Below are 11,793 nucleotides of genomic sequence, written 5' to 3' on the forward strand. Positions count from 1 at the left end.
TCCTAGGTCAACTAAAGCCTTCCAACTTCAGTATAGGCAACTAGGCGACGACAAAATTCGTGGTTAGATGCACGTTCATTTAATAGTATTGTGCCAATGCACTTGATACTCCTAAACAATTGTTCTTGCTGAGTATTGGCGATACCCGGCTGTCAATAAAGCATATTGATTGATGTTGGTTTCGAGTCCAATTCCTACACCTTCTGCCGCTGTTTACAGCATAAAACACCACCAGCTTCCCGCCGATGGTGTCTCTATCGCCCTTATCCCTGCAGCCACCGTCCAATTCTCAGCTCGTACTCCTCGACTAACTGTTCCTGCTCCACAAATCGCTGCGTAACAACAACCGCATCCATTTGTGCCTGAAGAACTGGGTCTTGAACCTGCCGGCGCTTGGTCCGCTTCACATCCTGTTGCCCGTATGCGCCCAACCAGTAATTCACATCTGCCAGTGGCTGCAACGCCATGATGTCAGTATCTGGCTGGTCCAGCAATCCACAGAAATGGTCCGCCATCTGAATTCCTTTGCTGTCAATATCACCGAGATATGCGTAGTGCAAGCCGCGACTGGCGAGTTGTTGAATCAGGGCTACATAAGTTGAATTAAAATCATTCCCACTCTGCAGTATCAGTGGCCACTGCGGGTGCATTTGGTGCAACAAAGCAAAGACCCCATTGTTTTCCAGGACCACCACCCGCATATGTGCGAGCGGAAAGGTCGCCATTGCCTCTTCCTGCCACGGATTAATGGTCAGTGGCTGGGGCAGGTCCGTTTGAAAGACGTTCGCGGAAGTGAAGGCCATGCCGATTAGCTTCGCTGTCACCTCATTAATGGGCCGCCCAGCAAATGCATGCGTTAAGACCCACGTGTAATAGTGGTACAAATTGGGGTCCACGTGCGAATCAGTTAACGCATGTGCTGTTAGTCCCAGATCAGTTGCCTGCTGGCCGCGATTGGGCAATGCTTGACCGTCTACAATCGCCGCGAATAACCGGTTCAACACGGCCGCATTAATCGGCAACGGTCGACCAGTTTGGCGGACATACTCGGCAGGAACATCACTCAACGAAATCATCATCAAAATCCCCCCACTGGCCGACCTCAACCACCGAATTAACCCGAAAGTTCCTATCGCTGACGCTTGGGGCAATTACCTCATAAATACCATTGGTGACACCGTCAGCCAGGACCTTGTTCTGCGCACCACTTGGCATCGTGGCGATAAAGGTAAAACCAAAATTGGCAATGGTCTTAGTGAATGCCCGCGCTGTGTCTGGGTCAAGCTTGTCAGCAAACTCGTCGAACATCACTAGGTGCGGGACATCCTTGCGCGTGGCTTGTTGCAGCAACATTTTCGGTACTAGTAGCAACGGGAGCACCATGGCTTGAGCCTTCTCCGCTCCTGACCCAGCAGCTTGGACAAAATTATCGTCAACCTCTTCGTACGCATCGTCAGCCTGGTGGGCACGACGAATCAACACGACGAAATCGGTCCAGTTCCGTACATCAAACTTTTCTGCAACTTCATCGGCAAACGTGTCATCGTCGTTTTCGAGCTTAGCGTCATTTTCAAGCAACTGCATCCGACTTTTAATCTCAGCACGTAGCAATGGTCGGTCGGTTAACAACCCATTCATCGATTCCTCAATTACCGCTGCATCAACGCTGCTGGCCCGCAATTCGACCTTCAGCGCAATCCCGCCGTTGCGATTGAGCCCATCAGCAAGCATTGCGTTGTAGACCTCAATTTGCCGGAACTGTTCCTTGATTAAGTTAACCGCAGCAACCATGTAGTTGGTCAAACTCAGCTCACTGGCAGTTTTGGCAACATTCAGGGCCTCCTCAACTCCGGCAGCCCGCCTGTTCAGGTATTCAATCTCCTTGCGAATGTCAAAATGGACCCCAATCACATCATTAGTTAGCTTGACGGCATGCTCATCCAGGCGGCTGACCAAATCTGTGCGGGCTAACTCATCAAACAGGACATCGAGTGCATAGCGGTCGTTGTCCCCGCCATCCCCATGAATCACGCGGCGAATGCGGTCAACCAGCTGCATGATGTCTGCGTTCTTCACCCGAGACCGGTGTTCCCGAACAAAAGTAGTCACTGCCGTCACATCAGTCAAGTCAGCATTAGCGGGAGCATACGGTTGCAAAATTTTAATTATGGCCATGATTTTATCAGCACAGGCCGTCAACTGTGCTTGCAACGCGTCACTGCTGACAACAGCCGCACGGGCCTTTGCCGCCGCGGTACTATTCTTGGTGGTCAAATCTGTGACCATCTGTTCAAAGTTGGTCACTTGTTTCTTGGCCGTATTGATTTTCTCGTCAATTTGCGTGTCCAAGTGAATCTGACTTAGCCGCTCCTGCGCATTGTTAATTTGCTGCTTCAGCCCAGAAAGATCCACCCGGTGCATACCGCCAACCAATTGTTCCCGCTGGGCAAAAAGGTGCTGTTGGTTGGCTGTTAGGTTCTTTTTTTGCGCAACGAGATGGTCGATGTCCTCAGTCACTGCCTGTAGTTCCTTAACTGCAGACTGCACCGTTTTAAGCCGACTAGCATCATTCAAATATACTGGCACGTCAGGATGCGCCGCAACTAGGTCGGATTGCTTCTGGCGTAATTTTGCAAACTCCGCATTCATTTTCGCGGCACCGTCTTCGTGCACTTCGAGGTTGTCTTGGTGCAAAACGGTGCGGACGTGACTGGCCATTGGCATTTGCACGTGCTGGTTAATGCGCTCATCCATTGAAACCCGCATCCCCGAGACAATCGCCACATCTTCTTCAAGCGTGTCCATCAGTTTGGCCGTGCTCCGATAAGTCGTTAGGTGCCGGTCGATACTTCGCACATACTTTTTGAGCGCCGTCACCGTTGCCGCCAGATTCGCCTGAGCCATAGCTGACGCTAATTCCGTCAACTGTGCACTCTGCGTACTCAGTGTTGCCTGCACCTGGCGCAGTCTACCCGTTTGCAGAGCACTTGTCGCTTGCTCGTTGTCCTGAATTTCAGCAGCGTTTGCGTTGATATTGCCTTCGAGTGTGACCAAGCGTTTGACCGCCTGAACAAAGTCGTCAATTGTCTGCTGCTTGGTTGCAATTTCCTGTTGCAAGAATTGACGCAGTTCCGCGGCACTCGCCTGCTGCACCTTCTTTTCACGGAGAGTGTCCAGTCGCTCCGTTGCACTACCCAAATTTTCGCGTGCAGTCACCAGCTGCTTAGAATAGTTGTCCGCAGCTTCCTGCGAAGTAGCAGCAATCTGCCTTTGTTCGTTCAGCCTTGCACCAGTGTCAGTGTATTCTGCCAACTGCTTGAGCGACAGCTGGTTGAGGTTGCGCCAGAATATTTCATCCTGCAGCTCTCCCAGTTTTTCAATTCCCCGCTGAATTCGGAAAAGCAATGCGGAGCGAGAATTGACCAACCGTTCCTTGGTTGCTGCGCCATTCATCACGTCGGGATCAATCCCCGCCTGTGAAGCCTTAAGTGCCTTCTTGATTGGCGTAAACTTCGCACCACCACTAGTCAGAATTGGCGAGGCAAGTAGTCGATAAGCATTTGCCAGCTGGTCCAGTTGCGTGCGCTCGGTGAAACCATAAACATGGCTAGCGACAAAATCATGGTACTCATTCGGCCGCGTAAAAATGTGCAAGCTATCACCCAAGTGTGCATTAGCCGCGATGAATTCTTTGTGGCCTAGACTTTTACCCGCGTCCGTGACCGTCTGCAAATCAATATTCACACCGGGTTCAGCATCAACCACGAACCACCACGTCGGCGCATTTGTGTCACCGACACCGCGGTAGGCACCAATACCCAAAATCACCTGCCGCTCGTCACTAACCATCCGCATGTACGTGTACCCGGTCCGGGCCTTCATTGCGCCAGGCCCCCAGCTTAGTAACATGCTCTCAAAGTTACGCGGTTCACGTTTGCTGTTCCGGGCCTTACCGTCTGAATCCAGCTTTTCAGTCCCACGAACAGGATTAAACGAGGCGGTGGTAATCGAGCCATCCACTAGCACTGGGAAGAAACAGTTAGCGAGCGTGGTTTTCCCGGCCATGTTTTCGCCAACCAAAGTCATATTACCAAGCTCAGACGCACTCAAATCCAGCTTGAGGTATTTGTTGAAGTTACGAAGATGAAAACTCACTGGTGTCAAAAATTGTGGCATAACGTATCCTTTCCGTTCCATATTAAACTGGCTTCACATCAAACCGAACCATCAACGCTGTCGGCACCACATTATCCCCACGGAAGTTAGCAAGATCGAACTCCTTCATGGCCTCGCGAACGTTGTATGCCTGCGAACTTTTATCATCAGGAAATAATTCAGCCTGTTTGGTTTTAATCAGTGCACTAAGTTGGTCAGCCGGTACGCCTACACCTAGATCTTTCGCCACCGACAACGCGATGAGGTAAGGCTTGGACTGGCTAATCTGGCGCTGTTCATCCAGAAGCAATGCGTAGCCGTCACCCACTTCAAGTGTCAACCGGTGTAATACCGACCATGTTTCGGCAACCGCGCCCTTGTTTTCCTTAAGCAGCGCCCACAACTCGGGATTTTGGGCCGCGCTCAGGTATCGCCTGGTCAAAAGTTCGCGATTGAGGCGCTGCAGTGACGTAACTTCCGTGTCAGAGGTCCCGCGAGAAATCGCATCAACCATGCACCGCGCAATATTGGTAAAATCCGCATCGACGCTCCAAAAAGCGGCTGCATCCGGGCCCATTTCTGGATCTGGTTCAGCCAAAACTTCTGGTGTGAGCAAATGCCACCGGTCGACAAACAATCGACGCACAATTTGCAGTGCCTCTCTTGGTGATAGTTCTGTCACCTCACTGCAAATTTGCGTTAACGTTGACTGCACTGCAATGATCCAATCATCACCGGACCCCTCAACATTCGGTTGGTTAATTACAGCCCGCAGCGTCGCGAGCAGTACATGTACCGCACTTGCATCGAGGCTGTCGGCGCCCACGAGCAGCAAGAGGTTGCCTTGAAACTCAAGGGGCACCACGCCAAGCAAATCCGACAAGTACCGGTTAATTCGCTCCTTCGTCCGCGTCTTGCGTAGCGCCATGATGGCCTGTTGCCGGTTAGCTGGTGTGCGCCTCGTAACCGAACGTGTGAATATCCCGCGGTCAATAAGCTCATTGACAATAAATTGTTCATCCTTCGTTAGTGGTGCCACTATGCCTTACCCCCCGCTTGTTTGGAACCGCCTTTAGTGTCAACTCAAATCCCTGGGGCAGTCGGTAGGAGAACTGCTCACCGGCGCAATCTAACACAATTGGGCCCCCACCTAACGCAGTCGCTGCCACCACGGGCCGACCAAACACGGCAAAGGCGCCGTACTTACTGTATTTAACTGCTGCGTACAATCGCACCGCCTCATCTCTTGCTCTGGTGGTAGTGAAAGTGACGTTTTGATTAATGACCACGTGATTGGCATCTGGCATTAGTTGTTGCCTGAATTCTTTAAACGCCGCCTGCATTTTGTTTGCTGTAATCGTCGTCGCAACAACCGGTGGATTATCCGCTTCAGTAGCAGCTGTTCGCACGGTCGCCGTTGCATGATATTCGACGAAGCCAATATCTGCCGCATGCAATAAATCAGACTTGTTTTCAACATCGCGGTCATACGGTAAATGGCGCGGAATTGCCACTGGGATTTTGATTGACTGATAATGCCGCAAAAGATGATCGATCTCGTTAGTTAATGCCTTAACGTCGACGCTCTGTTGCTGTGCGTGCTCGTACTCATCCCCCAGCATCTGGAGAGCCCCATCGATGGTTTGATACAGGGCAAAAAACGAATCCATGCTTCGGTCAATGACATTCGTGACGCCGACGAAGCTGTCAGCAAGCCGCCGCAACTGCCTGGTGACATACTCCTGCACTTGCTGGCCGCGCAAAACCAGCGACTGTTCATCACTGGTGGCCTTGTCGGCATTAAGGTCGTCACTGCCTTGCTGTGAACGCGCAACCGCCTCAATGAATCTGTCGTTGTAGGCAAGCGAGTCCAAAATGTTGCCGCGCTCAATCATCTTGCCGTACGCTGGAATTGCCTTATCCATGAGCATCGAGCGCAGTTGCTTAGCTGCGATTCCCTCATGGTTGAAGGCCAGGTTCGTGGTGAGGCTGGCCAAATCATCATCCAGTTTGTGCATGCCCTTCATCACATCATCAAAATTGGCGACCATATCCCGAAAGTTATTAAACAAGCGGGTCGTCGTGTCTGACAGGTCTGCCGCCTGCAGTTTGGCCAGGTTGGTACAAAAATCGCCAATGCGCAGAGTATTTGCCGTAACCGTGGTGTCCGCGTCAACCACTTGCTGCATCGCCCGCATGTATTCAATGCCGGCGCTGGTAATCCGGTAAACATCTCTGTTCACCCGCGTCCGTTTGCCAGAAGTCGTAAACACCCGCACGCGGCGAAAATTAACTGTCACCAAATCCGTCTCGTCAACTAAAACATGCATGATTTTAATCAACGCACCCTTACCCACTGGCTCTTCCGCTGATTGTTGATCCAAGTACTCTGAATTGTACCGCCGCATAATGTAGTCGAACGTCGACGCCTCGTTACTTGTTGCGCTGTCACGGTACAGCATCGTCAGAATCGACCACCCAGCAAGCGGGTGGTTCATGTTATTTCCTAGCCCAACACCGAGCAATAATTTTCGCAATTTGGTTGCGTACTGCATTGCGGCACCTCCTAATTAAAGACTTGGGTTCAGTATACCAAACACATGGAAAGCGGTGTCGTGGTGCGGAAATATTTGGCCCGCTTTTTTGGTTAACTAGTAGTTAAAGCATGCTCGCCGAAGCTTTTCCACTCCTCTTTCTGCATGTTGCCGACAGTTTGCGCCTCAGCAGCTGTCGTAAACCTGTTGCCATCGAAAAACGGCCCCGCGCCGGATGCCAGGATGGCGGTCGGAAACTGGACACCGTGGTAATAGCAGTAACGCACGTAGATGTACCCGCTGTCACCAGCCACACAAAAAGGCGCCGACCATCCGTCAACGCCCCTTTACTTCTATCTGGTTTACACCCGGTTAACCGGATGCTCCGGCTTTTGCCCCGACAGCACCCGGTCGATTTCCTGCGCCGCAATCAGCGCCATCTGCCGGTTGGCTTCCTCTGTGTTGGCCCCGACGTGCGGGGTGAGCACAACGTTCGGTAGCTTCAGCAACGGTGAATCCGCGGGCAGTGGTTCCTGCTCGAAGACATCAAGCGCGGCACCGCCAATCTGGTGGCTGGTCAGCGCACTGATGAGTGCCTGCTCGTCGACGATGGTGCCGCGGGCTAGGTTGACCAGTCCGGCAGTCGGCTGCATGAGCGCGAACTCGTGTGCCCCAACCACGTGCCGCGTCTCGGCATTGGCGGCTAGGTGCAGCGAAATGAAATCGGACTTGCTAAATAACTCATCCCAGTCAACAAAAGTTCCGTCCGTGGATTCCCGCGGCGTCCGGTTGTAAATCAAAACGGACACGCCCAGGCTGTGCAGCATCTTGGCGACCTCCCGCCCAACGGCTCCGTACCCGACAATGCCGACGGTGGCCGACGTCAGGTCGCGGCCGAGCAGCTTGTACGCGCCGCCCCAGTCGTTCGCCCGGGTCTTGCGGTCAACCTGCGGGAAGTTCCGCGCCAGCAGCAACATGTCCATCAGCGCCATCTCGGCCACACTATGCGCGTTGGCACCCGGCGTGTTGGTCACCCACACGCCGCGGTCAGCCGCGTAATTCACGTCAATGTTATCGTAGCCGACCCCACGCCGCGCCAGGATTTTGAGCTTAGGCATTTGGTCATAAATGGTGTTGGGCAGCTTCTTGCTAATCATCATCACCGCCGCAGCATCTGGCGCCAGCTGCAAGATTTCGTCCGGCCCCGGATTCGGGCACGTCAATACCTCGTAGCCGTGCTTGGCCAGATAATGATCCGTCAATTCATCCGCAACAGTTGGGACAATCACCTTTTGCATTGTTTACTTCCTCCAAACTAACGCGACATTAATCCCCATGGGTGGCAACGGCCGCGCCGCCATTGTGCAGCTGCGCGAGGTAGGCCTCCGCCTTGGCCTCGTCGAATTCGCCCTCGGACTTGGCGACCACGATGGATGCCAGTGAGTTCCCGAAGACGTTCACCGCGGTGCGGCCCATGTCGATGATGCGGTCAACCCCGGCGATGAACGCCAGCCCGGCAGTCGGCACGCCAATCGTGGACATGGTTGCCAGCAGCACAACGAACACGGCCCCGGTAACACCCGCGGTCCCCTTGGAGGTGATCATCAGGACGAGCACGAGTGAAATTTGGGCGCCGATGCTCAGGTTGATGTTGTACGCCTGGGCGAGGAACAGCGCCGCCAGTGATTCGTAAATCGCCGCGCCATCAAGGTTGAACGAGTAGCCGGTGGGAATGACGAAGGAGGTCATGCTGCGGCTAACCCCGAAGCGTTCCATCTTGTCCATCAGCCGCGGCAGAACGGTTTCGGAACTGGAAGTCGAAAACGCGAGGACGACCTCATCCTTCACCACGCGGAAGACGTTGCTAATCCGCAGACCGAAGATGCGCGCCACGATTCCGAGCACCACCACAATCAGCAGGGCAAAGGCGGCGTAGGCCAGGAAGATAAAGTAAGCAAGTGGCTTCAGTGCACCCAGCCCCATTTGGGCAATGGTGGAACCAATCAGGGCACACACGCCGATTGGGGCGGTCTTCATGACCCAGTTGGTCACCTTGAACATGACTTTGGAAACGGCATCGAGAAAATCAATGATAATCTTCCCCTTTTCGCCCAGTGCCGCGGTCCCGAGGCCGAACATGACGCAGAAGAAAATAATCGGCATCATGTTGCCGGCGTTCAGCGAGGCGAAGATGTTGGTCGGGATAATCCCCATCAGCAGGTTCCACATCCCGCCGTCCTTGGCCACGGTCTTGGCGCTGGCAACGTACTGGCTGATGTCCGTTGCCTTCAGTGCGTGAATGTCAACCAGCGTACCGGGGTGGAAGATGTTACCAATAATCAGCCCCAGAATGATGGCGATGGTCGTGATGATCTCGAAGTAAACCAGGGTTTTGACCCCGACGCGCCCGAGCTTTTTCACGTCGCCCATCCCCGCAATCCCCACGGTGAGACAGGTCACCACGATTGGCAGGACAATCATTTGAATCAGGTTAATGAACATCGTCCCAATATTGGCCATGGCCGTAATTGCGGTCTGGTTCTGGTAGAATACAGTGCCCAGGATGACCCCGAGCACCAGGCCGATGGCGATTTGCCAGCTTTGCGAAAGATGCCACTTTTTATGTGCTTCCATTATTATTTGTCTCCTAACGTGAAAATGCTAACTTACACAGTTAACCACCCAAATTTGACGAAAATGTGAACTTTAGAAGATTAAGCTCATGAAAACGCCATCAACAGCGTTACTCCCCGAAATAAGCTACGTTCAACCCGGGCAAACCGCGGCCGGGCAAGCTCACGGCACACAAAAAGGGGCGACCCGTTACGCTTGGCAGGCCGCCCCTTACTCATTCTTGTACCGTTCGTACACGTCATTTTACCACCATTAGCGCCAGAAACCAATCTGAAAACGGCGTAACCACAGCGCTTTGTGGGCCTTTTTTGCGGTACTTGTGTAAAAAGTTCGCAGGGAGCGTTATTTCAGCACGTCCGCGCTCACCCCGAAGAACTGCATCCGCTTCTTGTTCATCACCAGGTGAATCTTGGCGGGACCTTCAACTGGGATGTCCTGAACCTTCTTGCCCTTCAGCACCTTGATGGCCATGTCGGCGGTCTGCTTGCCGATGTCCTCGAAGTTCGCCCCCTTGGTGGCCACGCCCGCGAACTGAATCATCGTTGGGTCCGTGTTCACAACCGGCGTCTTGGTTTCGGTTGAGACCTTACCAATCGTGTTCATCCCGACAGCCGCCACGTGGTCGTTCGGAATGAAGAAGGCGTCTGACTTCTTGGCCAGAGCCCGCGCCGTTGCTTCAACGTCGGAAGCGTTCGCCACCGTCATCTCAACCGGCGTCATTCCCAGTTGCTTCATCGCCTTGCGTGCGAGCTTGACGATGGCCAGGGCGTTGGGTTCGCCGGCGTCGTACATCATGCCGATTTTCTTAGCTTTGGGGAACATCTTGTGCAGCAGTTCAAGCTGCATCTTGACGTTGACGAGGACGGTGACCCCAGTCGCGTTCTGGTTCGGGTGCAACAGGTTCGCCTTCGTAATCAAGCCGGCCGCAACGGGGTCGGTGATGGCGGAGAACAGTAGTGGCGTCTCGTTGCCGGCTTTTTCCATGGCCTGAGCCGCCGCGGAACCAATGGCGATGTTCACGTTGTTGCCCATGCTGGTCAGTTGGTGGCTCATCTGGTTCAGGTTCGTCTGGTCCCCCTGGCCATTCAGCACCTTAATCTTGGCCTTGGTGTACCCCTTGGCCTGCAGTTCCTCGACGATACCCTTCTTGGTGTCATCGAGTGCGGCCTGATCGACCTGCTGCAAAATCCCGATTTTAACGGTCTGGCTGCTGCCTTCCTTGGCATCAGCCTGTTTCCCGCAGGCTGCAAGTAGCAAGGCAGATGCGACGGCGGCGATGGTGAACAAAGATTTTTTCATAATTTTTCCTCCAAGAATGAATGCGTGATTAGAATAAAAACAGCCATGGCGAGAATCACTCACCATGGCTGGCCACATTCTTTCTGACGAAAAAATACCACATGTGAGTAATTCCCCCATGTGGTATTGATGATTGCAGATTGCATATCAATCAAACGGCCACATGGATGCGAGCGTCGGCCCGCACCCATGTGCAAGCCCACTATCCGTAATAGCCGTAGTAATAATTGTTCAGCTGTGTCGAAATTCGTTTGTTCATAATTTAACACTCCTGTCGTGGGTATGCAGTGAACTATACGCCGGTAAATTATAAACGTCAACTACTTTTTTAATTTTTATTTCACCGTATTCTTCTTTTACGCAAATTTGCGCAATCTATTAGCCTTAATCCGCCGCGCTGGCGACCAGCCCCCGCCTGAATTCGCTGCGCACCGCATCATCACGGTCGTAGATGGCAAAGACCACCTGATCAAAGGCGCCGTTGAACTCACTGCGCCGTAATTGCCGCCCGAAGATTGCGCCGACTGGGGCCACCGGGTTACCAAACACGCCCGTGCCGAACGCACCCAGAATCAACTTGCGCGCGCCGTTTGCCTTGAACGCGCGCAGTGTCTGGCTCACCTTCACCTCAATGTCACGCAGGCAGACATCTTCGGTGAGGTCCGGCCACGCCCGCCGGTTCGGTGCCGCAATCGTCATCACGTCCACATAATGCGGCTCGAGTCGCCGGCCACCCTGGTCAAACACTTGCCGGCAGTGGCGCGTGTAGATGCCCGCCGGCGAGTACAGTCCATCGTTCGGGTGAGCCTGGTTCGCAGCGTACCAGCTCTGAAACTTGCGCAACTCCGGCAGCAGGTACGTGCACTTGGCGATGCTTTCTTCTTGCGCCCTAGCGCCGTATTCGACGCCGCCACCCGGGTTAGTCGGACTGGCGAAGTTCATCACGCCGACGCGGCCCTGCCAGCGCGCCATTGCCGCCACCACGTCCAGATTTTCGACCGTCCAGTTCGCGCTTGGTGTGTTCCCCAGCGCCGGCGTTTCCGGCAGCCGCTTAGCGATGAGGAAGCTGTCCGGCTTATCCGCATCCGTTTGGTACGCCGCCAGACTCGCCTTCAGCATTGTCACCTGATCCAATTGCTATGCCCCCTTTTACAATCAAACCGCCGTCAAA

At 53.7% G+C, this 11,793-nt stretch carries 8 protein-coding genes; all 8 read right to left on the bottom strand.

Translation table 11 applies throughout. The features are described 5' to 3' along the window. Positions 1-263: 263 nt before the first annotated feature. On the bottom strand, positions 264-1,067 hold the full coding sequence (locus tag EKN00_RS02435; protein WP_421825368.1) for a DUF2399 domain-containing protein: 804 nt from the start codon (positions 1,065-1,067) through the stop codon (positions 264-266). Beyond that, positions 1,060-4,176 carry an SbcC/MukB-like Walker B domain-containing protein gene (locus tag EKN00_RS11025; RefSeq protein ID WP_241559444.1) on the bottom strand — a complete coding sequence of 1,039 codons (3,117 nt, stop codon included), beginning with the start codon at positions 4,174-4,176 and terminating at the stop codon, positions 1,060-1,062. Before EKN00_RS11025 ends, EKN00_RS02435 begins: the two co-directional genes overlap by 8 nt. 22 nt (positions 4,177-4,198) lie before the next feature. Then, a complete protein-coding gene (locus EKN00_RS02445; RefSeq protein WP_127848557.1) occupies positions 4,199-5,194 on the bottom strand; it encodes a hypothetical protein in 996 nt (331 codons plus the stop codon). Beyond that, a complete protein-coding gene (locus EKN00_RS02450; protein WP_127848558.1) occupies positions 5,172-6,710 on the bottom strand; it encodes a hypothetical protein in 1,539 nt (512 codons plus the stop codon). Before EKN00_RS02450 ends, EKN00_RS02445 begins: the two co-directional genes overlap by 23 nt. Before the next feature lie 341 nt (positions 6,711-7,051). Continuing rightward, positions 7,052-7,987 carry a phosphoglycerate dehydrogenase gene (locus EKN00_RS02455; protein WP_127848559.1) on the bottom strand — a complete coding sequence of 312 codons (936 nt, stop codon included), beginning with the start codon at positions 7,985-7,987 and terminating at the stop codon, positions 7,052-7,054. A gap of 28 nt (positions 7,988-8,015) precedes the next feature. Then, positions 8,016-9,323, bottom strand: a complete 1,308-nt coding sequence (locus tag EKN00_RS02460) for a cation:dicarboxylate symporter family transporter (RefSeq protein ID WP_127848560.1) — start codon at positions 9,321-9,323, stop codon at positions 8,016-8,018. Positions 9,324-9,665: 342 nt separating this feature from the next. Beyond that, on the bottom strand, positions 9,666-10,622 hold the full coding sequence (locus EKN00_RS02465; RefSeq protein ID WP_127848561.1) for an ABC transporter substrate-binding protein: 957 nt from the start codon (positions 10,620-10,622) through the stop codon (positions 9,666-9,668). Between the two features lie 384 nt (positions 10,623-11,006). Then, positions 11,007-11,756 carry a TIGR02452 family protein gene (locus EKN00_RS02470; protein WP_127848562.1) on the bottom strand — a complete coding sequence of 250 codons (750 nt, stop codon included), beginning with the start codon at positions 11,754-11,756 and terminating at the stop codon, positions 11,007-11,009. Positions 11,757-11,793 lie beyond the last annotated feature (37 nt).

Source organism: Lacticaseibacillus hulanensis (assembly GCF_004010095.1).
Lineage (GTDB): Bacteria > Bacillota > Bacilli > Lactobacillales > Lactobacillaceae > Lacticaseibacillus > Lacticaseibacillus hulanensis.